The organism is Streptomyces sp. FXJ1.172 (assembly GCF_001636945.3).
Taxonomy (GTDB): Bacteria; Actinomycetota; Actinomycetes; order Streptomycetales; family Streptomycetaceae; genus Streptomyces.
The window spans coordinates 423,728-450,203 of record NZ_CP119134.1 but is presented as its reverse complement, the minus strand read 5'-3'; the positions used below and the strand labels follow the sequence as shown (position 1 = coordinate 450,203).

The following is a 26,476-nucleotide window of genomic DNA, read 5'->3' as shown; positions in this document are numbered from 1 at the left end:
GGGCTGACACCTGCAATCTCCATGGAGGGTGGCGAGGGGGCGCGGCTGGCGGCGACGGCCAGGAGCACGGAGTCCACAGCAGTGCGACAGTGGCCTGCCTCTGCGGTCCGGATCGGATGGCGCTGCACGTCTGCCTGGTCGTACCGTGCGGTGCTGCCACCTGTTGGTGATCGGTGTGGCAGGACAGCCGCTCATGCCCATTGCCGAGTGCGGGCTTCCACGTATGACTGGTCGCTCCGCCAGGGTGGGTGAGGGGCGGACAACCGACGGAACGTGTCTTGGAAAGTTCAGACATCCCCAGCACATCCTCACGGTCCGGGACTCGGTCACCACATAGCACCTACGAACTCTCGCGCCACCGTCACCTGGTGCCGTTCGATGGCCTCGGTCTTGCACGACAGGGCCGTTGTCACATTGTCCGGGGATCCATCAACGAATTCGGTGTAGTGCACATCGGTTGATATAGAGGTTTCCGTGTCGCCGGCGCCGTCACCCGGTCCGGGACCGGGTCGTCACCGCTCTACACACCCGAACCGTCCTTGCGGCACCAACCTTCGGCGCACTGGGACAGCCGGGGCGCGCCGCCCGGCGGACACGGCCCGACAGGCGGACGTTCGGAAAGGAGACGGGCAGGCCACGCCAGACTTCCATAGCCGCCGGGCCCGGGGACGCGGTCCGGCGTCTCGCCGTCCCTGCCACCCCCAGTGCCCGTCCCCAGACGCCCCGTCACACGACGTTCTTCAGGTCCGCGCCCAACGTGAGATCACAGAATCCTGACGCACCAGGCCCGGCCTGGACCAATTGCAGTGCCGGATCGATCAGCCTGGCGAACGGGTCGAGGTCGATTGACACGATCTTGCCCGTCGCGGTCAGCGGTGCCTGCGTACTCTCACCCGTGTTGTCCATCCAGCGGATCGCGCCGCCGACGTTGATGGCCCACAGGGGCTTGTCCGGCACCGCGCCGATCACCAGCGACCGAGCGCCGGAGCCGGCTTCATCCAGCAACCGCTCGAGGTCTGCCACGGCCTTGGCCACCGGCTCTTTCCATTCGCGTTTGGCGAGCGCGATACGGGCGCGATACCCGAGCGCGCCACCTGGGGCAACGTCTGTTTCGGCACCGCTCACGGTCTCGTCGAGCGCCCCATCCACTTCGGTCGGCCGTCGGTACTCATCGGCCGTGGTCTCAAGCTGCGTGACGTCGGCGTTCGGCGGTGCGGGCCGCTCACCCGCCGGGTGGAGTTCGATGGTGAAGATGGCGCGCCGGCGCAGCTCTCGGGGGTCGCTCTTGGCCCCGAGCCGGGACGGCACCGCGTTCTGCGGGAGTAGCCGCCCCCGGTTCTCCCCCTGCACCTCGAACTCGTCTGCCCTCAGTACGTCCGCGGGGTCAGCGCCCCTCTGGAAGTGGGCCAGTGCCTCGTCCAGCTGCTTGAGGAACTCGCTGCGGGCCGCTTCCAGCCGCCGCTCACCGGTCGCGTGTGCCGGGTCGTTCGCGTTGAGGAAGGCAGAGAGATCGTCACGGCGGCCGTTGCCGCCGGTAGACACGACTACGCGGGGCAGGGGCAGCCCGTTACGGCGGTTCCACAGGGCGATGCGAGCCACCTTGCCAGCCAGGGCATAAAGCGTACGCCTGTCATCTTCGGTCGGTCGGGTCGCTTTCTCGTCGAAGGTGAACGAGCTGCCAAGGGGGTCAGGAGCTTCGTGCGCTCCGACGACCACCGCGGTAAGCGGGTTGACGACGCACTCGGACCCGCCCGTCATCTGGTCGTGGAAGGTCTCCTGCTCCTGTCGGCTGACGAAGCGCATATGCCACAGATCACCCGGCGCCTTGAGCCTCCCCTGTTCGCCGGAGAGTTGGGCCAGTGCGCTGACGGCCTTCTGCTCCGCCGTCGTCGGACCGGTCGCGGCAGCGTCGGACGCGTTTCGCGCACCAGGCGCCGCGGCCCGTTCGTCCCGCACGGCGATGAGCGCGTCGACCGCGAGGACGGCGGCCCTGGCCGAGGCACGCTCCCGCAACTCGGTCGCGGTCTCCGTCTCGGCCTCGTACGCCGTCCGCATCTCTTCCAGGCGGTCACCGTGTTCGTCCAGGTTACGGTCGACAGCGTTCCGGAGTGCGTGACGGGTTCCGCTTTGCCGGGCGTAGTTCTCCAGCGTGACATGGGACGTGCCGTCCTCGCTGGCGAGGACCACGGCGGCGTAGTGGTAACCGAAGGGATTGTCGACCGGGTGGAGGGCGCCGGTGTGGTCCTCCAGCGTGAACTCGCCATGCTCGTTCTCCGAGCCGATGGACTGCGTGAGGTAGGCCTCGCCGACGGCCGGCCAGGCATCCTGGTTGATGCCGATCGCGCGCGCCGTCTTGTCCAGGCCTCGGGAGTTGGGGTTCAGCAGAGGTCCGTAACGCCGGCCCGGCAACGGGGTGGGGGGAAGCGCGTCGGACGACGGCAGGAGGGGGGTGAGTGGCCCGCGCCCACTCGCTTTTGCAACGGCCCAGAAGGTATCGGGGACGACGCCGGGACTCGCCGAACCGTCCGCGACCTGGACCAGAGCATGCGCGAGATGGTGCAGCTCACTGACTTTGAGACTGTCCGCGGCGTTCATCGGCCCCAGCACGGTCTGCCCATCCGGAGCTCGGAAGACCAGATGGTCCGCGGTGCCGCCCATCACCTGGCCGGCCAGGTCACGGCAGACGTCCGTCGTGTCTTCCAGAAAGACGGGACGAACGCGGTACAGGGTGCGTTCGGCTCCGTCGTGCCGGACGGTGAGCGAGACACTCTCGTCGAGTTCGAGTCTTACGGCGCCCCCGACTGCGTGGAGCTGCCTCCGGGACCGCTCGAAGGCGCCCCGGCTGGCGAACGCCTCTCGGCTCTCGTTCTCCGTGCTCGCGGCGAGTGTGCCGTCGGCGGAGACGTGGAGGGCCGGATGCGCCGCGTCAGTCAGGTCCTGTCGGACGGTGGCCAACCGCGGCGCTTCGGTGCCGTTGGCCTCGGCCGCGCTGTCCGACACCTGAATCGGCTTGATGTGCTGGAAGGTCGGACCCACGGCCGCGGCCGTCCGGTGCGTCACGTAGTCGACAGTGGTTTCGGCCTGGCCAGCGGTGCGGACCTCCGTTCCCGCCGCAGGCGCGGCCCCGGCTCCCCGGGAGCGAATGACCTGTTCAAGGAGCTCGGTCCGCCGCGTGTCTCCGCTGCCCTCCGCGTCCCTCAGGGCGTGCCGCAGGCCGTCGCCAACCGAACTATCCAGGTCGTTAGCCATGAACACCTGGACGACCATGCCGGCTCCCCGGCTCTCATCACCGTCCCGGCCAAGCTCATCACCACCCTCGGAGACGTTCCGCCCGGCGTCGGGCACCTGCCGAGCGGCGGCTTCCGAGATCTCTTCCGCGGCTCCCGGCGCCTCGTGCAGAACCGCGGGCTCCGCCGCGCCGGTATCCCGCTCGGGGGCCTTGCCCTTGTGCTGTGAAACCTTCGCGACAGACGCCTGCACAGGGGACGCCTGCGGATTGTCCCCGGCGGCCGACTCGCCGTCCAGCGGCGGCGCGCTCAGGTCCCGCCCCGCGAGCGGGTGCGACAGCTCGCGGATCTCCGGTCCCGAACGGAACACCTCCCCGATGGCGGCCAGATCATCGGCGCTGAGCACCGGCCCGTCCTCGCTGTTCGGCTCACCCGCCATAAGCGAACCGTCGAAAGCGACGGCCCGGGACCAGGGCCGGTCACGGAAGAGAAAACCCGACGCGAAGTAGCGGTCCGGCAACCCGACGAAGTGCAGAAGCTCATGGAGCAGCTGATGCTCACTCAGCGGGCTGCCGCCTGCGGCGACCAGATGCACATCGGTCGTGGTCGTCGCGCCCGGCTCCGCGTGCACCCGCATCACATGGTGCGCCCCGGCGCGATTCGCGAGGAACTCCACGTTGAAGTGGAACACGCTGCCGTCGGGCAGTTCGAAGCGCGGTGCGTTGATCACCCGCTGCACCGCGGAAGTCATCCGCTCCGCCAGGAAGCGGATGTCGTCACCCGTGACCCCCGGCTCAGAGGCCAGATGAACCCGCACCGTCGCGTCGCTGATCCACCCCCCGCCGACGTCCTGGAAACGCCGCGCGTCCAGCCTGATCCGGCTCATCGCCCCCGCCAGCCGACCCGGCTCATACGACCCCGACCTGCGCGGATCAAAACGCTCGGTATCGATCACCGCCGGCTCAGCAAGCTCACGCAACTCCCTCCAGGGGGCAGACGCGAGGGCCGCGGGCTCGCCCGGCAGGAGGCCTTCGTGCCCCTCCTCGGCATCGGGGATCGTCTCCAGCACGGGCCAGGACGCGGGCGCGCCCCACCGGAACGACTGCTCGGCGCCAGAGCCCATCTCCGTGCTCTGCGCCGCCTCCGGTGTGAATGCGTGGGATCGCGGGGCGGAGTGGAGGTGCTCCTGGTTCTCGGATTCGTCGGTGAGTAGTTGCAGGCCCTGCCAGATCGCTCGCTGGGCTGGGTCGAAGGTGAGGTAGTGCTGTTCAAAGGCGGTGGCGTACGGCACCCGCCCCCCGAAACCGTTGTGCTCCGACTGCGACGGCCATTGGCCACGGTCACGAAGGGACTGCTCCAGGCGCTTCTTGATGAAGTTCGGTCCGCTCAACTGCGGTGAGTTCTGACGCATCTCCTCCATTTGGGCAGGGAAACCAGGGGACCCCGGCTTTTTCAGGTTGACCAGCAGGTCACTGATGAACTCCGAGCCGGCCGGAGCCACAATCAAGTTGTTGTTCAGGTCACCCTTGCCGTACTGGTACGCGATGGCCCGGGTGAGGGACGCGTCGTCGCGTGGCGGGGCCGGGACTCCCATGTCCCGGGCTTGAGCCTCTATCCGGCCGAGGACAAACTCCAGATGGACGCGGTCGCGGACGGAAGGCGCGAAGAACGGGAGTCCGGCCGGATCCATCATTAGTGGCTTAGCGGGCAACCGCACGCCACCGGGCGCGATATCAACGTCGAGGTAGACGCCGCCGAACCGGCGCAAGGCGCCATACCGGATCACATTCGACGCCATGGCGAACGCGCGGTTGGCCATAGCGGTGTCGATCACAGTCCGTGCGGTGATGTCCTCGCTGGAGAACAACTCCTTATGCGAGCCGTGGATGTGCCACCCCGCGCCGGACAGGCGGGCGAAGTACCCGGCGTTCGCCCGCCGCGCGCCCTGGTCCGTCCACAGGTGCACGGACCAACGGGACCGGCCCGCCTCGGCCGACCACGCATCGAGGTTCCTCCGGGCGGCGTCGCTCATCGCGCCGCCGAGCCACACGAAGTGGAGATTCTTCGCGACCTCCACCGGCCTCTCGCCGGAGCCACCGAGAACGATCTGTGGCTGGTCGTAGTCGACCACGACAGTCACGCGACGCCTATCGTCCGCGGACATCCCGGCCTGCCGCTCCCCGGCCACCCGATCGATGTCGAAATCATCGACCGCAGGCTTGGACCCCTCCTGCCCTCGCAGGAATGCCCCGATCCGCGTGCCCAGTTCGTTGGCAACGGTCGCCGCACGCGATGCCGCTGTGTGCTCAGCCGTGACGCCGCCCCGGCCGAACCTGCCGTTGCCGTACCCGGTCACCTTCACCTTCGGCAAGGGCAACCCCTGCTGCCAGTTACGGACGCTCGCCCAAACCATCCGGCCGACGACATCGTCAAGCGCATCCTGGCCAGCGACCGGCAACTCATCCTTCACACCCTGCTCGAAGGGCACCTCAAAAGTCTCACGGCCCCGAACAGGCGCGGTCAACGCAGCGGCCATGTTCCGCAACGGCTCGTCAGCGAAGGCGAAGCCGCTGACGAGGCCGCGCAGTACCTCCTGGTGGTCCTGCACGGCCAGCCGGCCTTGCCGCACCGCGTTGTTCACTGCGGTCATCAAGGGGACGCCAGTGGTCTGCTGGTACAGGGTCTGCAGGAAGGTGGGCGTGAGCAGCTCGGGCGAGGAAGCCCGTCGCCGCAACAGGGCCAGCAGACCGGGTACGTTCACCTGCGGGGCGTTCAGGAACTCGGCGATCGACCGGGCGTAGGTGGCCTCAGCGGCCGCGGCAGACGCGTGCACAGGGGGCGCGGCGGGCGAGGTCCAGCCGCCGAGGGCTGCGGCCGACGGGGCCGGACGGGTGATATCGAACAGCTCCACGGTGAAGGTGAGACGGTTCGCAGCGGCGAACGCCTGGAGGTGCTCGCGCCGGACCACGGCCTGGTCGCGGTCCTCCGGCGTGTGGGTCAGCACGATGCGGGTGATATGCGACCACATGACATCGCCGTGGATCTGGGCCTCGAAGAAGCCATCCATGCGGAAGCCGACGGTGTCCCGCCGCGTCCGGTATTCGGGGTCGTAGGCGAACTCAGTGGCCTCCGCGAACGCCAGACGCACCAGCTCCTCGTTGCCGTGGACGAGCAGCGGCAGGAGATGATTGGGGCCGGTGACACCTGCGGCGCCGCGCAAGCCGGGGGCGAAGCTGTCGGCGGGGGTGAAAGTGGCCCGGTTCCGCATGGCAGGCGAAAGGTGGAACACGGCCGACCCGTACGTAGTTACTCCCGTCTGCCGCAGCGGGGACGTCAGCGCTGCGTACTTCGGTAGCAGCGCACGGTCCTCGCTCCGCGGAATGAATGCGGGAGTGGGGGCCGGCTCAGGCGGACGCTGGAAGGGAATCGCCAGCCGCCGGCGCGGAGCAGGATCCGCGTAGATGCCGCCGGCAGCCGTACTGCGACGGACGGTACCGGCGTACCCCAGCGACTCCTCCGCCTGGCCACGGAGGTACTTGTGCTTGTCCGGCTGCGTCTCCCAGACATTACGAAGCACCACCCCGGAAGTGCTGGTCAGGATGTCCAGGAGGGTGTGACCGTCCGCAGCCTCCAGCCCGAGCTCGACATTGACCGTCAGGGGCATCTGCCGCAGATAGGCGTGGACCGTGTCGATCAGACCGTTGATGCGCTGATCGTCAAGGGGGTACGCGGCAGTCCACCGCCAACGATCGCTGCGCAATTGTTCGATCAGCGCCACTCGATCCGCGTGCACCGCTTGCCGGCCGCGCCGCTCCGCCATGACCATGGCCGCGATCTGCGGCGCACGCAGCGATTGCCACACGCCCCGAGGAAGCATTGCCGCCAGCAACGCCTGCTCCTCGGACAGGGCGGCGAGCCGTCGATTCAGAGTGCGTTGCATCTCCTGTGAGTGATGCCCACCATGACTCGCAGGGTTCAGTTCATTATGGATGCGCTGAGACTCCACACGGAATGCCTCCTCGGAGCGCCTGGGATCATTATCGCGCAGCTGCTGGGCCAGCAGCAGGTCCCGGGCGCTGGGAACCATCATCTGCACGGCCCCAGATGGAGAGGCCGACTCCCCGCTCACCGACCGCCCACTGGCAGGTGCCGCGAGCGGCATCGGTTCCACCGAAATCACTTCGCCTGGCGGCGCCATGGAAGGCTCCGGCTCCACATGACGGGCCGGCCCCAGCCACCTGCGGATGCGTCCCGAAGCACCCGGCATCGCGGCACGCGGCTCGGCCACCAGCTCCACAGCCGGGAGCGGCTCACCGCCGGTGGCCGCATCCCAGTCGGCTTCGGCCGCCTCCAAAACGGCGTCGGAGGCAAGCACCTCCTGCCACGCGGCGAGCACCGCGGCACCCCCGGCATGGGCGGCGGACTCCACCCCGTCCGCGCGTGAGGCCTGTGCATCGGCGAGCGCATCGATAGCCCCGTCCACCTCGCGCTGCGCGTCCGAGAACGCCTGCAGCGCCTCCTCCCTCGTCGGCGCCTCGTGCAGAACCGCGGGCCCCGCCGCGCCGGTCTCCCGCTCGGGGGCCTTGCCCTTGTCCTGTGAAACCCTCGCGACAGACGCCTGCACAGGGGACGCCTGCGGATTGTCCTCGGCGGCCGACTCGCCGTCCAGCGGCGGCGCGCTCAGGTCCCGCCCCGCGAGCGGGTGCGACAGCTCGCGGATCTCCGGTCCCGAACGGAACACCTCCCCGATGGCGGCCAGATCATCGGCGCTGAGCACCGGCCCGTCCTCGCTGTTCGGCTCACCCGCCATAAGCGAACCGTCGAAAGCGACGGCCCGGGACCAGGGCCGGTCACGGAAGAGAAAACCCGACGCGAAGTAGCGGTCCGGCAACCCGACGAAGTGCAGAAGCTCATGGAGCAGCTGATGCTCACTCAGCGGGCTGCCGCCTGCGGCGACCAGATGCACATCGGTCGTGGTCGTCGCGCCCGGCTCCGCGTGCACCCGCATCACATGGTGCGCCCCGGCGCGATTCGCGAGGAACTCCACGTTGAAGTGGAACACGCTGCCGTCGGGCAGTTCGAAGCGCGGTGCGTTGATCACCCGCTGCACCGCGGAAGTCATCCGCTCCGCCAGGAAGCGGATGTCGTCACCCGTGACCCCCGGCTCAGAGGCCAGATGAACCCGCACCGTCGCGTCGCTGATCCACCCCCCGCCGACGTCCTGGAAACGCCGCGCGTCCAGCCTGATCCGGCTCATCGCCCCCGCCAGCCGACCCGGCTCATACGACCCCGACCTGCGCGGATCAAAACGCTCGGTATCGATCACCGCCGGCTCAGCAAGCTCACGCAACCCCGCCCAGGAATCGGCCACGCCCGCGGACCCGCCCGCCGCAACGCCCTCGTCCCCCTCCGCGACCTCACTGATCGTTGCCGGCGCGGTCCAGGACGCGGGCTGACGCCAACCGTGCCTACCTGCCGACGCCTGCTCCTCGGAGGAGTTGTCCTCCTCGCCGGAGGACAACTCGGCCTCGTCCGAAGACGAGTCGGGATGGAGCGAGGGGTCAGTCAGTCGTGGGAAGAGCCTGGCAAAGGCGCCGAAATAGTCGTCGGTCAGCAGGAAGCGCGCCGCGTCGGCGAGTTCCCTGTTCCCTTCGAGGAATCCGGGCTGGGGAGCATAGCGGTCGACCTCGCTCCGCAGCTGCCGCAGCAGCGCCGCACGGGAGTACGGGGCGCGGACGCCGTTGAGCATGTCGTACAGCTTCCGGGCCAGTTTCCGCCTGACCGCCCTGACGTGATGGCGGTACAGCCGGTCCCCATCCCTCTGTACCAAGGCGTCGGCCTCCTGCCAGGACTCGGTGTGCGGCCGGTCAGGGTGCGGGAAGTCGAGGCAGTAGCCGTCGGTGAACAGCAAAGTGGGCCGCCTGGGCAGCATCCGCTCGGTGAACCGCCAGGCGTTCGGGTGCCGCTGCTGGTCCACCACCAGCCGGGAGTGCACCTGAGCCAGCGAGCCCTCGTCGTAGTAGTACGAACCGGGCCCGGTAGGCATCCCGATGGCCTCCGCCCACTGCAGCAGGGTCAATGGGCCGCGATGCAGCGCGAGGTCGAGCACCATGGGCACCACGGTCCCATCGGCACGGAGCGCGTTGACCACCGGCCCCACGTGGAAGCTCCAATCCACCTGGCGCGGAGCCGTCTGGGTGGCGCCCCGGGCCGTGCTCGTCGTGAAGGACAGGCCCCTTTGCTCGTGGGCCAGCGCCGCGAACACCTTCCGCGGCATGGCCCCCCAGCGCATCAGCTGGATCGCCCACAGGTGTGCGCGCAGGACGCAGCCGTCCTCGGGGTACTCAGCAGTAACCGGAACCGAACCGTGCTGGTCGTGCTCGAACGTCGACTGGAACAGCTGCCGGTACCACGCGTGGACCTGCTGCATCGGCACCGGCCCGGCGTCGGCCAGGCCCAGGGCGTGATTGATCCGGTTCGCGTACGCCGGCCAGGCCGCCACCATCACCTGGCCCAGGTGCGAGCCGTAACTCCGTTGCCAGGCAGCTTCGACCGCCCACACCTTGCGCATATCGCGTTCCAGGGCCAGTAGCAGGGACAGCGCCCTCTCCGGATCCCCCGCGCGCAACGCGGCGTACACATTGTTCGCGTACTCGCCCACCTCGGGCAGCAAGGACACATCGTCCCCAGGCACAGCGGCCATGTTCCGCAACGGCTCGTCAGCGAAGGCAAAGCCGCTGACGAGACCGAGGCCGCGCAACACCTCCTGGTGGTCCTCCACGGCCAGCCGGCCTTGTTGCACCGCGTTGTTCACTGCGGTCATCAAGGGGACGCCGGTGGTCTGCTGGTACAGGGTCTGCAGGAAGGTGGGCGTGAACAGCTCGGGCGAGGAACCCCGTCGCCGCAACAGGGCCAGCAGACCGGATACGTTCACCTGCGGAGCGTTCAGGAACCCGGCGATCGACCGGGCGTAGGTGGTCTCAGCGGCCGCGGCAGACGCGTGCACAGGGGGCGCGGCGGGCGAGGTCCACGCGCCGGGGGCTGCGGCCGACGGGGCGTCCGTACTCGGCACCGGCTCGCTCCACAGGCCGGCCGCCGTTCCAAATGTTTGCCCGATCGTCCGCATTTCCTCGTCCAGCACGTTCCAGGCTTCCGCAGGATTCCGGCTGGTGAAAATTATGTAAGCGGCGTAATCCTGAATACTTTCGTACAGAAGGATGTAGTTCTGTTCATCCTCAGAGGTATTTTCCGAACCCTGAGGAAGCGGCCGATGGTACACATTCATGACGACACGAGCAGCGTCACGAGCCGCGAACATCTTTGCCGGAGAAATCGATAGTAGCCGCTCGATCTCGCCGCTTACCCCAGCGAACCCGGACTGCCATTCTTGAAGATCATGGTCGGAAACATCGGGAAATGTCCAATCGAATGACGCGTCCTCGTCCGAGAGGGCTGGCACCACGGATTCTCCGCCAGCCTCTGCCGACCATGCCGGCCGGGACAACGTCTCGCTCGCAACGTACGCCATTTCTGCCGCAACAGCGGAGCCATACGTTTCCCGCGCCAGTAGCCGCCTCCTCTCCCAGCTGTTCCGAACGCCTTCAACGGACTGTTCCTGGTCGAGCGGAGCCCGCTCTTCCAGCACCACGAGCGGGACTGGCAACTCCCCCTCGGCACCTGAGTCAAGCTCAAGGAAATTGGTGCGTATTCCAAGCACCTCTTGACTCAAGAGCACATCAGGCTGGTCAATGAGACCATTATCCAAATAGTCGGAGTGTGAGGCTTCGATGTCCATTTCAACACTCGGATACGACATCAAAACATCCAGAATGGACTGATGCTCCACATCCACCGAGGAGAGAAAATCATCTACGAGCGACCTGTTGGATCGCGTGAAAGTATCTTCAAATTTGCCCAGAATCCAATCACGCCGCTCTCCCAGGAACTCGCGAACCTCGGGCGGAAGTCCAGCAAGCACTCCTCTCAAAGATGTCCTAGAGACAATATCGAGCGTCTGCTTCACAAGGCCCATAGACTGCGGCACCCCGTAATTCGCGTTCACAACACCCGATATCTCCATCTTCAGAGAAGCTGCAACATGCGGGTAAAGAATCACCTTTGCGTAGCCGAAGAGCGACCAGGCTGCGTAGTCGTCACGCAGGGTGTCGATTTGCGAGGCATGAACACCAGCGAACACAGAGGTCACTGCCCTGGCGAAGTCGTCCGCAGCCCGCCGGGCGGCTTCCATTTCGTACGACAGTTGACGACTGGACGCCGATACGGCCCACTCGTGAAAATCAGCGAGCCCGTGTATCGGAATCCCGGTAGTATATTGCACCCACCAAGGGTTCTCCATTTTCTCGCCGATAAACACATCATCAGCAGCTTCTTCCGACAGGTATGTAAAATCCTCCACCGAAAACACTTCTCGGAGCAGTCGCCCCGGATTCCCCTCGAAGTCTTCAATCATAACCGAGAGGAGTTCGAATACAAGATCAGCATCCGGGCGAATTTCATCATCCAAGTGCCCGATAGGAGCTGAAACGAGCTCCACGATGTCATCACCGTTCAGGGCGGTGTCTCCGTCAACCGAAACCAAGCCGTGATCGAACAAATGTGTCGGCACTTCTTGATTCGAGTCACCGCGCCGCAGTCCTACGCTGGTTTCGATCTCGACTCCACCGGCTCCACCAGGCCTGGAATCAACGTTCCGCAGTCCGGGGAACAACTCATAGATCCGAGAAGTGTAGGCGCGGGCGAACAGTACGGCCTGTCTTCTCCCTTGGGCCTCCACGATCTCGGCGACCGCTCGGATCACAAATTCACTGATCCTCCGAGGTTGCTGGTCAGACTCGCTCGTGCCGATCGTCAAAGGGAATTTGAAGCGTTCCGCGCGAAGTATGGCAATGGCATCTTTCACGGCCTCGTCGGTCAATCCCGGGAGGAGAACTTCTGCCTCGCCGGGCGACGACGTAGAAGAGTCACCTCGGTCGGTGTCTGCTACGCCCGTCGGCTGACGAGAACTACCAGCCACCGTGGGGTCCGCCGACCGGGTTTCGACCAAGCCGCTCGGCAAGGCATCGACCACATCGTGCGCACTCCTGTCGATGACGACCGCCTGATCCTCAGCGGGTGCACTGTGTGGAACGGTGCCGTCCGGAGTCCGCCGCTCGGTGACGGACTCGGCGTCCGTGGCGACCGTGACGTGGCCCCGGGCAGGGAGTTCGCCCATCAGCTGCGCGAAACCCGGCAGGCCGTCCGACGCTTCAGACTCCGATGCAGTCATCTGCTCTTCAATCGCCTGCTGAGACGGCGTTACCGACTGCTGCTCGGTCCTTCCTTCGCCCTCTCCTGCGGTGACGGCCAAGTCCTCAGCGTTGGCACTGGTCCGAGAAGTTGCCGAGCCGGCCTCCACGGAGTCGAGCCCCGCCGTCTCGTCATCAGTCCACCCTGCCACCCTGCCACGCTCGTCGGACATCGCCCCGACGGCGGCAGCGGGGATCGAGGCGGACGTGTCGGCCTCGATGCCGATGGCGTCGTATTGGTGGTCGGCGCCCGGGTCGATCAGTGAGTGAGCAACGGAGGTGGATGCCTGGAAGCCGGTGTGATCGGTGGCGACGGGCGTATGCCCGACCGCACCGCTAAGGGGACTTCCACCCAGCGGCAGGGTGGAGCGCAGTTCGTCGTACTCCTTCCACTGAGCCGGAGTCATCCTGTTCATATACGTAGCGAGGCTTCCGAGTAGCGCTTGACGCTGCTCGGGAAATGGGACGACGTCGGGATTGCGCAGTCTCGACAGCAGGCCATTGATCATCAGGTCGTCCGTGCTGTTCATCCACACGTCCACAACAGACGTGTTTCCCGGGGCCGGGGACTGCCGAGGCCGTACCGGGGTGGTCTGCGGCAGCCGACGTTCGTTCAAGCGGTCCAGGTGAGCCTGGGCATGCGCCAGCAGACGCTCCACAGCCTCCCCCCGCACACTCCCGTCAGGACTGCGCTTCCACGCTCCAATGGAGTCGATGATCGATGCCAGCAACCCTCGGTTGAGGTCGCGACCACCACTGCCCCGCCCCTTCCAAGCCTGCACGGCATCATCCACCGGCCGAACCGCCTCAGAACGAGGCCGACCAGCTACCGCCGACACCGACAGCCAGCTGTTAACGACACCCACATCGCGCAACGCGGCCGGGTCGACGCCCGCCCCGCGAGCGGGAGCCGGCACTCGCTCCTCCGGCCGGGTAGCGGGCTTCTCGATGCCGGCTTGCCGGGTCACTCCGGTCACCGGCTGCGAGGCGGCCGGCGAAGGACCGGCTGGCGCACCACCACGCTGCGGAACACGCGGGCCGACAACCCCCGCAGCACCAGCACGAGCGTTCAAGCGGGTCCGGTCAGTCTGTGCCAAACCGTCGGCTTTTTCGACGGTCTGCGGCAGCTCCGGTGCGGGCTCCGGCAACGAACGAGAGCCGGTGACAGGTTGCGACGCAGGCTTCGACGGCAGCCGACGAGAATCAGCCTGAACCGTAGTGGCAGGTTGCGACGCAGGCTTCGACGGCAACGGACGAGAATCAGCCTGAACCGTGGTCTGCACGTCCCGCGTGGCCCAGTAATGCTTCACCCCACGCTTGTCCTCTACCAGGACGAGCTGGTCCTTACCCTGAGACAACAGCTTTACCGGCTGCCCGTCCGAGAAATCGACCACGCCAAAGCCAAGGTCACCGAACACGCGCTGGATCAGATAGGGAACCACATCCCCGAACTGGCCATCCCAGCTGCCTGACGCAACGATCTTCTTCACGACATCCCGGTGGAACTCCGACATGTGCGAACGGTCCGGTGCCGCATCAGAGAAGCCAGCGTCTGAGGCAAAGTAATCCCCGGCTTCTTCCCACCCATCCTGTGACAGCACGTAATCCGCGATGCCCTGCCGAAGCTGCCTGACATAGTCATCACTCCCAGGCAAGGGGAACTTAGGCGCCCTCTTCTCCAATTCATCCGGGCTGAAGCGAGCATGGACAACCGTGGCCAGGGCGTGGAAGAAACAGTTGCCGTCATCCGGCACCCACACCAGCTCCCGGCCCAACCGGGCCAGCGTGGCCATCTGCTCCTCTTTCGGCCACCAGTACTTCACGGGCGACAAAGACTCGCTCGCATCGCCCATGGACGACTCGGGGCCGCCCGAGGGCTTGACGCCCTGCGGTACGGACTCCGGCGGCAGCGGACGGCTGACCGGCGGAACCGTGGTGGCGTGGACGGTCTGCGGCAGCCGAGGTTCGTTCAAGCGGTCCAGGTGAGCCTGGGCATGCGCCAGCAGACGCTCCACAGCCTCCCCCCGCACACTCCCGTCAGGACTGCGCTTCCACTCTCCAATGGAGTCGATGATCGATGCCAGCAACCCTCGGTTGAGGTCGCGACCACCACTGCCCCGCCCCTTCCAAGCCTGCACGGCATCATCCACCGGCCGAACCGCCTCAGAACGAGGCCGACCAGCTACCGTCGACACCGACAGCCAGCTGTTGACGACATCCACATCGCGCAACGCGGCCGGATCGACGCCCGCCCCGCGAGCGGGAGCCGGCACTCGCTCCTTAGGCCAGGTAGCGGGCTTCTCGATGCCGGCTTGCCGGGTCACTCCGGTCACCGGCTGCGAGGTGGCCTGCGAAGGATCGGCTGTCGCACGACCACGCTGCGGAACACGCGGGCCGACAACCCCCCCAGCACCAGCACGAGCGTTCGAGCGGGCCAGACGAGCATCGGACCGGGTCTCCTCGGCAGAGGGTCGCCTGCTCGAGCCCACGCCTGAACCGCTCGCCGGGAGCGGCACCCCCAGCTCTCCCGGCTCCGCGTGCGCTGCCGTGTTCCGCACAGCCTCCGGCGTTCCCGAGGCTGGCTCGATGGTGCTGTCGGATGCCGGCTGTGTCGCGTCGACAGTGGGAGCGGACTGATGCCAGCCGGTTTGGGACTCCTGCTCCGGGCTGGCAGAACGCGGAATCGGCACCCCATCAACCAATCCGACCCACGAAGCAGCACCCTGTGTGGCAACGGTGATCGACTCCGAGTCGACGGCGGCGGTGTCCTCGTGCGCACTGGGGCGGGTCTGTGCGGCGGTGGGCTCGGGCAAGGACGGCAGCCGACGAATGCCGGTTCGACCAGTGGTGGGGTGGGTGGTCTGCAGCGGGGTGGAGCGCAGCTCGTCGTACTCCTTCCACTGAGCCGGAGTCATCCTGTCCACATACGTAGCAAGGCTTCCGAGCAACGCTCGACGCTGCTCGGAAGATGAGACAACGCCGGGAACGCGCAGTCTCGACAGCAGGCCATCGACCATCAAATCGTCCGTGCTGTTCATCCACACGTCCACGGCCTCCGGCGTTCCCACGGCCGACACGATGGTGTTGTCGGAGGTCAGCCGCGTCGCGTCGACGGTGGGAGCGGACTGACGCGCGCCGGTTGCGAGATGTTCCGTCACATCGGCGTCGAGCGACACTTCGCTGTGCACCGGGCCCGCTCCCGCCTCCGCAACGCGCGGCGCGGACCTTTGGTGCGCCAAAGGCTCTGGATGGACCGGCTCGGACTCACGGGCTGCAGGGACTCCGGACTCATGAACGCTGCTGCCTTCGGCAATGTGGGACATGCGCACGATGAGATCGTCGGTGCCAGGGAACGATGTCGGTTGCGGCCCTCGTACGAGACCGGCACCGCCGACAGGCCCGCTGATACGGGACGCATCGAGCGCCTTCACCAAGCCGGCCATGTACGGCGTGCCGATCTTGCCGTCGGCCAACGCGTTCAGCAGCGCGCCCTGGAGCACACGGCGGGTCTTCGACTCCCATGATGCGTCTTGCCGCATCGCGTAGACATCCGAGCGCGCGCCTGTCGTAGACCTTGTCGAAGTTGAGGGGGCCAGCAATGCCGGAGGAGCGGGTGCGGTGAGCGGCCTGTTCCTGTCCACGCCGGCGTCGGCCGCGGCTACGTCCCTGTGTTCCTCCCGCTGTTCCTCAAGCGCACCGGTGGGGGGTTCGCCCATGGCCTGGCCAGGAGGCCGGAGCCCGCCCTGTCCGGCGAGTTCGGGCTGCGTGTCCATCGTGGGCACCGGTGGCAGCTGACGGGAACCGGTTGGACCGGTGGTTGTACTGGCCTTCGTGTTCGTCGTGGGCACCGGTGGCAGCTGACGGGGGCGGGTCGGACTGGTGGTTGCGCGGACGGTTTGCTGCAGCTGGTTCATCTCGGTATCGGTCGCGGTCCTGTCGGGGACGGCCGCGCCGTCCTGCGAAACAGACGGGACCATCAGCTCGCGCGGGGAGTCGAAGACGTTGTCGGAGCGACCGCTGCCGGACAACTCCTTGGTGCCCCCGGCTCCGACCGCTGGACTCGTCAAGGGGCCCGCGGCCGGGGACAACACGTCCCGTGTGGCCCAGTAATGCGCCAGCCCGTTCCTGTGAACCAAAACGAGCTGGTTCTTGCTCTCCGACAAGCCCACTACCGGCTGCCCGCCCACATAGTGGACCACGCCAAAGTCGAGGTCACCGAACGCGTGATTGATCAGCTGGGGAAGCACATCCCCGAAAAGGCCATTCCAGCTGCCTGACCTACCGACCGCCGCCACGATGTCCCGATGGAACTCTGAGCCGTGCGACATATCCGGCACTTCATCAGCGTAACCAGCATCGGCGGCAAAGAACGCACCCCAGGCTCCCCACTCCTCTGACCTCAGGAAATTCGCGAGACCTTCCCGAATCTGCTGGACATGATCACCACTTCCGGGCAGGGGGAACTTAGGTGCCCTCTCCTTCAATTCATCCGGGCTAAATCGAGCATGGACAACCGTGGTCAAGGCGTGGAAGAAACAGTTGCCGTCATCCGGCACCCACACCAACTCGCGTTCCAACCGGGCCAGCGTGGCCATCTGCTCCTCGCTCGGCTGCCAGTAGCGCATGCTCTTGACCAACGCGTCGTTGGCCGAGGGCTGCACGCCGTCCGCGGACTTCACCGGCACCGGCGGCAGGGGACGGGGACCGGTTGAAACACTGCTGGTTGGACCGGTGGTGGTAGGACTCGCGTCGTCGTCGATGCCCATGGCGCCGTATTGATGGCTGGCCGCGGTAGCACTGGCACCGTCTGCTGCCGTGCCCTGTTCCGCCGTCCGGCCCTTGTCCTTGAGCACGGCGGGCGTGCCGGCGGCTGACTCGATGGTGTTGACGTCGGCATGGGCCGATGCCTCGAGGCCCTGCGCGTACGCAGTCTGGGCTTGGGCGGGGGGAGTGCCGACGAGTGAGTCGCTGACATTGGTGACAACCGGCTGCGTAACAAACCCCTCCGCCACCTCACTACGGAAAAGCGACTCGTGGACAATCTCAACGCTCTCCGGAAGAGCCCCAACAACCTTCGGACTCCTCACCCACCCCCTCGCCGCACCACGAACCCCAGCATCACCAACAAAACCACCATCCACCGTCTTCATAGCGACGCGAACCGGCACACCCTCCTGAGACCACAACGACGCGGTATCCCCACGCCACACCAACCGACCAGCATCATTCGACACCACCACCAGATGCGGCCCCGCCTGAACTTCCACAACCGCACCCCCACCAAGCGCCGAAGCAGCCTCCCTCACATACCTCTCAACATCCTCCAACGCAGGAACAACATCCCGCACGACATCCCCCACCGCAGGAACAACATCCCCCGCGACAAACCCCTCCGCCACCTCACTACGGAAAAGCGACTCGTGAACAATCTCAACGCTCTCCGGAAGAGCCCCAACAACCTTCGGACTCCTCACCCACCCCTCCGCCGCACCACGAACCCCAGCATCACCAACAAAACCACCATCCACCGTCTTCATAGCGACGCGAACCGGCACACCCTCCTGAGACCACAACGACGCCGCATCCCCACGCCACACCAACCGACCAGCATCATTCGACACCACCACCAGATGCGGCCCCGCCTGAACTTCCACAACCGCACCCCCACCAAGCGCCGAAGCAGCCTCCCTCACATACCTCTCAACATCCTCCAACGCAGGAACAACATCCCGCGCAACATCCCCCACCGCAGGAACAACATCCCCCGCAACAAACCCCTCCGCCACCTCACTACGGAAAAGCGACTCGTGAACAATCTCAACACTCTCCGGAAGAGCCCCAACAACCTTCGGACTCCTCACCCACCCCTCCGCCGCACCACGAACCCCAGCATCACCAACAAAACCACCATCCACCGTCTTCATAGCGACGCGAACCGGCACACCCTCCTGAGACCACAACGACGCCGCATCCCCACGCCACACCAACCGACCAGCATCATTCGACACCACCACCAGATGCGGCCCCGCCTGAACTTCCACAACCGCACCCCCACCAAGCGCCGAAGCAGCCTCCCTCACATACCTCTCAACATCCTCCAACGCAGGAACAACATCCCGCGCAACATCCCCCACCGCAGGAACAACATCCCCCGCAACAAACCCCTCCGCCACCTCACTACGGAAAAGCGACTCGTGAACAATCTCAACACTCTCCGGAAGAGCCCCAACAACCTTCGGACTCCTCACCCACCCCCTCGCCGCACCACGAACCCCAGCATCACCAACAAAACCACCATCCACCGTCTTCATAGCGACGCGAACCGGCACACCCTCCTGAGACCACAACGACGCGGTATCCCCACGCCACACCAACCGACCAGCATCATTCGACACCACCACCAGATGCGGCCCCGCCTGAACTTCCACAACCGCACCCCCACCAAGCGCCGAAGCAGCCTCCCTCACATACCTCTCAACATCCTCCAACGCAGGAACAACATCCCGCACGACATCCCCCACCGCAGGAACAACATCCCCCGCGACAAACCCCTCCGCCACCTCACTACGGAAAAGCGACTCGTGAACAATCTCAACGCTCTCCGGAAGAGCCCCAACAACCTTCGGACTCCTCACCCACCCCTCCGCCGCACCACGAACCCCAGCATCACCAACAAAACCACCATCCACCGTCTTCATAGCGACGCGAACCGGCACACCCTCCTGAGACCACAACGACGCGGTATCCCCACGCCACACCAACCGACCAGCATCATTCGACACCACCACCAGATGCGGCCCCGCCTGAACTTCCACAACCGCACCCCCACCAAGCGCCGAAGCAGCCTCCCTCACATACCTCTCAACATCCTCCAACGCAGGAACAACATCCCGCGCAACATCCCCCACCGCAGGAACAACATCCCCCGCGACAAACCCCTCCGCCACCTCACTACGGAAAAGCGACTCGTGGACAATCTCAACACTCTCCGGAAGAGCCCCAACAACCTTCGGACTCCTCACCCACCCCTCCGCCGCACCACGAACCCCAGCATCACCAACAAAACCACCATCCACCGTCTTCATAGCGACGCGAACCGGCACACCCTCCTGAGACCACAACGACGCCGCATCCCCACGCCACACCAACCGACCAGCATCATTCGACACCACCACCAGATGCGGCCCCGCCTGGATTTCGAGGACTGCGCCCCCACCGAGCGCGTGAGCAGCCTGCTCGACGTACGTCTGCTCCGGCGTCTTGAACTCGGGCTCCACACTGGTCACGGCACCGGCGGCCGTCGCGTCGCCGGACGTCTCGGTCGATACCTGAGCGGACGTTTCGGCCGACGCCTCCGCAGACATCGCGGCAGACTGCTCCTGTACGTCGGCGGAACCGGACCTCTCCTCAGTGCCGACCCCGGCGGCCTCGCCGGCTGTGGCTTCCGGGACCTTCGCAGCCTCACCGACAGCAGCCTCCGAGACCTTCCCAGCCTCGCCCACAGCAGCCTCCGAGACCTTCACAGCCTCGCTGGCTGCGGCCTCCGAGACCTTGGAGGCCTTCGCCGCCTTGGCCGCCTGCCCGGCCCGGAACTCGCTGTGCAGCTGGTCCAGTCCCTCGGCGCCAGGAATACCGTTGCGCAGTTCGTCGGCCGCTTCCGGCGCGAGCGCCGGGGGACGGACGCTCTCCATGACGCCCATCTGCATTGAGCCGCCCTCGGAGTTGAAGCCCGAGTCACGGCCGCCCGAAGTGGACGAGGCGTCCTGCGTGGACGGGCCGTCGGCCTTCGGGGCGTCCACCGAAGGCTTGGGCAGGTCGTCGAGGGAACCCGCAGCCTCCGCACCGGCGCCGTCACCCCGCTCGCCGACAGCCTGGTCACCCGAGGAGGAACTCGAGCGAGTCGGTGCGCCGGGGTCGTTCTTCGGGACGGACGGGAAGTCGGGGAGCTCGCTGACCTCGTGGTGGGCCCCGTCGCCCGCGGCGGACGAGTCCTGGGGTTTGATCTCATCGCCGCGCAGCATCTGGATGCGCTGGTCGAGCTCCATTTCGGTGAGATCCGACGCCGGCTTGCGGTCACTGCCCAACAGGTCGGCGCTGCGGGCCTCCATGGCCTTTGCCTCGGCAGCCCGCAGCGCGTCGACCTTCTTCCACTCCCGCATGAACTGCTTGAACCCGGTGGCGTCCGGGCCGCTGTCCGAGCCTCGGCCGGGCGCGGGCTTGCGGAGGCTGTCGGCCAGGTTCCGCTGGGCGACGCTCTCCTTGATCAGTGACCTGATGTCGTCGGCGCCGGCCCTCGGGGCTCCTCCCCGGAGCGCGTCCATCCGCTGCTGGCGGTTGGCGTCGTCGTGGGCCGCCCCCTTGCCCGGCCCCTCCGAGAGGTTCGGCTGGTACTTCTTGAGCGCCTCCAGACGCTGGTCGAGCTGCTCCTGGGAGGGCAGGTCCCCGCCGTCCTCGGGCTTGCACTTCAGCGCGTCCAGCCGCTGCTGGCGGTCGGCGTCGTCGTGGGCCGCCCCCTTGCCCGGCCCCTCCGAGAGGCTCGGCTGGTACTTCTTGAGCGCCTCCAGACGCTGGTCGAGCTGCTCCTGGGAGGGCAGGTCCCCGCCGTCCTCGGGCTTGGACTTCAGCGCGTCCAGCCGCTGCTGGCGGTCGGCGTCGCTCACCCCGGTGTGGTCGTCCGTCCCGGCCTCGCCGTGCGCGCCCGTGTCCTTGGCATCGGCCGCAGGCGGCGTAGCGGCGTCGGAGGTCGGCGCCGCGTCGTCCTTCGACACAGCGGGGGCGTCGTCCTTCGACAGCGAAGGCGCGTCCTTCGGCAGCGCGGGGTCGTGTGTGGCGGCCCCGGGGAGGCTGTCGAGGAGTTGCGCCGTCTTCTCCTCCGCGGCCTGCTGGAAGAGGAAGTCGCGCCGTTCGTTGATGGATTCCTGGAGCGCTTCGGCCTTCAGCGGATTTTTGGTGTCATCCAGCTGCTTGTAGAGGTCGTCCAGTACCGGGTCGTTGCTCCCGGTGCGGGTGCTGAAGTCGTCCCTGCGCAGGTTGTTGAACCTGGAGTCCATGCCGAGCTTGCCGGCGTAGGTGTTGAAGTTGTCCAGCGCGCCGCGCAGCGCGTCGGGGCCTTCCTTCGCGGCCGACTCGATGGCCGCGATGTGTGCCTTGAGCTGCTCCTCGCTGCCGCCGAGGTCGAGAACCTTGGCCGTGCCGTCGTCCTTGGCGAACGAGCGGAAGTCCTCAAGCCGGTTGTTCAGGACCTTGGCGTCCACCGGACCACGGAACTTCTCGATCAGTTCCGAGGCCTTCGCCCAGTCCTTCACAGCGATCGCGTCGCGGATCTGCTGCTTGTACTCCGAGGTCATCTCGTCCAGACCGACGGACTTCGCGGTCTTGTTCAGATCCCGGATGTTGTCGTTGACCAGCTGCTTGATGCTCTTGCCCACCGTACCGGGCGTCTCTACCCGCACCCCGTCCCGATAGGACGTCTTCCCCGCGGCCGGCACCTTAGGCGCGTCGTTCAGCCGCTCCTTGAGCGTCTTCAAGTCCCGGAACTCCGGCGACAGCTTGTCCAGCTCCCGCTGGTGCAGCGCGTCGAGCGCCCGCTGGTCGCCGGAGACCCTGACGTGGTCGTCGATGCCCTTCTGGAACGATTCCTTGGCCGAGTCGTGCGACAGGTAGTCGTCGACACCCGCTGCGCCGTCGCCGTAGTGCTTGTCGAACAGGCGCACGTAGTCGTCACGGAACCGGTCGGCCACGTCGCCCAGACCGGCGCGCAGCGGGTCGTCGGTACGGATGTTGTAGGTGCCGCCGAAGTGGTTGCTGAATTCCTCACCGGCCAGCTTGGTCCCGTTGGACCACAGCTTCTCCTTACCGACCCGCTTGGCGACGTCGGACAGCTCCTTCGCCACGTCGTCGCGCCACGCCTGGAAACTCGGGTCGAAGGTGTCGCCGTGCCCCCGGTCATGCCCCAGCAGCAGCTCGGACAGGTGCTGGTCTGCCGAGGCCTTGATCTTGTTTTGGTACTCGGTGGTGATGTGGTCGAGTTCGCTGGGGGACAGCTGAGTGCCGGCGTGCAGCGTAACCGCCTCGTCGATCTGGTCGAAGGCCTCGCGCAGGTTCGTGTGGAACCGCATCCGCAGGTCCAGTGCGCGCGGCGCGACCAGTTTGTCAATCTTGTGGTCCAGCACACTTTGCGACTTGGCCACGGCCTCCGGGGTGAGGCCGCCCTTGCTGTGGGAGAGCTCGGCCAGGTGCTGCTCGGTGACGCGGAAGATGTCGCTCTTGAGGCTGTCGACCGCCTCCCGCACGGACAGCGCCGGGTGGCCGCCGGCCACCTGGGCGTTGTCCAGCCGCGCGTCCAGCTCCGGCAGGTGGTTGAACTCGACGTCCAGCTGCGCCTGGAGGCGCGCGACCTTCGCGTTGAACGCCTTGTCAACGGCCGCGCTGTCACTGCCGTAGCCGCGGAAGCCGTCCGGGCTGGTGTAGGCGCCCAGCAGTTCGGACTTGGCGCTCTCCTCCCAGGCGTTGCGTGCCTCTTCGATCTCCACCCTCGTCAGGTGGATGTCGCCGGCGTCGAGATGCTGCTTGACGAGCGCGTCGAAGTGGTCGAGAACGCGTCCGACCTGCTGGCCCGCCGCGGCCGCGTGGTCGAACCGGTCGAGCAGCGTGTCGGCCAGCGACATCGTCGGGTGCGCCGCGTCGCCTTCGACGCCTGCCTTCCCGAGCTCCGACTTCACGTCGCCGAGGTACTGCCGCTGCACCCAGTGGGCCTCGCCCGCGTCCACCCCGTCGCGGTAGTGACGGTCGATGAAATCGCTTACCTGGCTCTTGGCGGTCTTCTCCGCCTGGCCGACAGCCAGCTTGTCGGCGAAGCGGGACGGGAGCTGCTCGACCCGCGCGTCGACGTGCAAGTTCCACTCGGCGCCCAGCGAATCGACCTGGTCCTTGGTCAGGTTGCTGAAGTCGCGTCCGGGGGCGAGCAGCTTCTCGTTGAAGTCCTTGGTGAGGGTGTCCTTGAGCTCCTGGAGGAGCTCCGCGCGATCCGACTCCGACAGCCCCGGCTGCCCGATGCCGAGTTCGTCCTCCCACTGGTGGTGCGCGTTCTCGAACCTGCCGGGGAGGGTGTGCTCGAGGACCTCGTTGCGGACATCGGCGAGTCCCATGACCACGTCATAGTGACCGAGCTGGTGGTTCACCGCGTTCTGGAACATCTCGTGGGCCGAGCCGGAGTCCCCCGGCTTGCTGAGGACGTCGGCACGGTGCGGGCCATAGCCCTCGTCCGGACGCGACGACGGCTCCGCCACGCCGTGCGGATCGTCCTTCGCGGGGGCACCGTGCTCGCCGGGGTGCTCATCGGCACGGGTGGACGGAGCACCGTGGTCGGTCACGCGACCGTTGCCCAAGTCCGACTCCGACGAGGTCGACGACGAACGGCCGGACACCCAGGAGTCGCGCCGCGACGAGGAGGCGGACGTCTCGTTCCCCCGGTCCGAGTCCAACGAGGGCCTGCTGTCGTCGATCGCGGAGGCGGACGTCCCCGCCTTCCCGGTGGAGTCGCCGACGGGACGCTCTGCTCCGGGTGCGGGGGTCTTCCCCTCCTCGCCCGTCAGGAGCGCCGAATCGTTCGACCCGACGTCGGTGTTCTCCCGCCCACCGGTGAGGCGTTCGCCGCCGCCCACGCCCTCGGACTTCGGCGCCTCCGAGGAGAGACCGGACCCGGCGTCGGACGCCTTGCCCGGCGCGCCGGGCTCGGCCGACGGGGAGAGCCGACCCGAGGAATCCACCCCGGAGACGCCCCAGTTGTCGACGATTTCGGCGGAGTGCCCCTCCGGGGTTTCCGCCATCTGCACCTTGGTGGGCTGTGGCGCCTCGCCGAACCTGATGTCCTCGTTCGGTTGCCCCTCGCGCACATCGCTCGGGCCGCCGAGCGGCTTGTCCGCCGTCCCCGTGCCCGGGGCCTTCTCGCCCGGGAGCGCAACCGCGTCGCCGTTCTTCGACAAGGCGCCCGGCATGCCGACCGAATCCTCCGGCAGCCCGCTCTTGCCCTGCTCGAGTGCGTGGGGCGTGTCGTCGATGCCGGAGGAGGAGGCGCGCGGCCGTGCATCCGCAGACGTCGCGGCGTGCACGTCAGCGCCGGAGGCCGCCGCGGGTCCGGACTGCCGCTCTTCGAAGGAATGAGAGCCCATGTCCGACGACCGCTCGCCGCCCGCGACAGACAGCTCATCCGCGGATTCCTGTGCCGACGACGCACCCGTCCCACGGCGCCCGCCACGTGCCTCATCGGCCGTGCCACGGCTTACGTCCGCACCCGAAGCGTCCCGTCCCCTTCCCCCGGTGCCTACCTGCCCACCAGTGGACCGCGGCGTACCAGCCGTAGCCGAAGCATCTGCAACGTTGCGGACCTTGTCACCGGCACCGGCCTCCACACGTATGCCGCCACCGGCCACCGCACGCGCACCACCATCGGCACCGCCCTCCGCGGTGGACCGCGACGCGCCCGTCACCGCACGGGCGCCACCGTCACCGCCGGCAGCAACCGGCTCCACACGGGTGCCGCCACCGACACTGCCACCGGCACCGGCACCGGTGCTTGCGTCGGTCGACAACGGGGTTGCCGGGCTCGCGGTTCCATCCGCCGAGGCGCCACGGGGCGGACCGTCCAGGAACGCCCCCGGCTTCGCTTGGGTGGGTGTCACGGATCCCGTTACTTCGCCGTGGGCGCCGCCCCCGCCCTCGCCCTCGAGCGTTGGACGCGGATCGGAGGTCTGGGGACGACCCACGACGGGTGACGGATCACCGAGAACCGGCGATCCTCCGGACTTGCCGGAAGTGGTGACGACCGCCGACTGCGGCTGCCCGCTGTCCGGTCGAGCGGTGATCCCGCCCGTGTTGCCGGCACTTGCCCGTGGCGGCGCGGCTGCTTCGTTCACACCGCCGACGTGAAGCGCCGATGGCGCGCCGTCCGACTGAAGCGTGGTGCGCGGCGGAGTGATCTCTCCGAGGGTGGGAACGCTGTTCCCGGGGAGTTCCGTCGGGTGCGGATCGGTGAAACCCGGTGTGGACGGCTTGGCTTCGGCCGGGACGTTCACCGACACCGTCCCGCCTGTCTTCGGTTCCAACTCCGACCCGCCACGCAGAGGCTTGAGATGCGGTGCCTCCATGCCGCCGGCAGCCAACAGGGTGCCCATGCCCGCGTTCATGGCCTCGGACGCCCAGTCGATTTTCAAGGGTGTATGCGTGATTGCCGCGGCTATCGCCTGAGCACTCACATCGAAGCCGACCGTCGAGCCACCGCCGACGATCACTGCCTCACCTGTGTAGGAAGCGACCTTCCAGATATTGGCGATCGCCGGATTGTTGAGCCCTGACAGGATGTCGCCGGCAGCGGCGGTGATCGACTTGGCCGCGACGCTCACCTCGTTGGTCGTGAATTTGGCGGCTTGCCATATTGTGCTGATGATCCCCTTTGCCTCATCCAGCGCTTTGACGAGCCCTTCGATGATCACACTTACCTCTTCGAGCAAGGGACCCAGATAGACTCCCAGCGCCAACGTCGCCAGACTCAGGATGGACTCGAACGCGCCGATGAGGGACGCGATGACGCGTTGCCTGTCGATCTGCTCGACGGCCTTCTGCAACTCCTCGGCGTAGATGTTGATCGCCTCACCGACCTTCCACGCCGTCTGGGCCGCCGCCGTCAGGACGTAGCCGACGCCCTTGGGACTCGTGAAGGCGTCATAAGCCGCCTGACTCGCCTTACCGGTCCACGCCGAACGCATTCCGGACACGTCGAGCAACAGATTCGCCGCGTACTCCTCCAGCCTGTCGCCAGTGGCGATCCACCCGTTGCCCAGGTCGTAGATGGGAGAGACGTCGAAGTCAGTCATCGGCTATGCCCTTCGCGTGTGGGCCGCCCGAGCGGAGGCTGCCCACTGTTCGTTCGTTTCGTGCGGCGTTGCG

Annotated in this window: 1 protein-coding gene; it reads right to left on the bottom strand. The window is 66.9% G+C overall.

What is annotated here, in order from left to right:
* Nucleotides 1-726: 726 nt before the first annotated feature.
* Complete coding sequence (locus A6P39_RS43665) at nucleotides 727-26,403, bottom strand: protein-glutamine glutaminase family protein (RefSeq protein ID WP_275884100.1); 25,677 nt, start codon at nucleotides 26,401-26,403, stop codon at nucleotides 727-729.
* Between the last annotated feature and the right edge of the window lie 73 nt (nucleotides 26,404-26,476).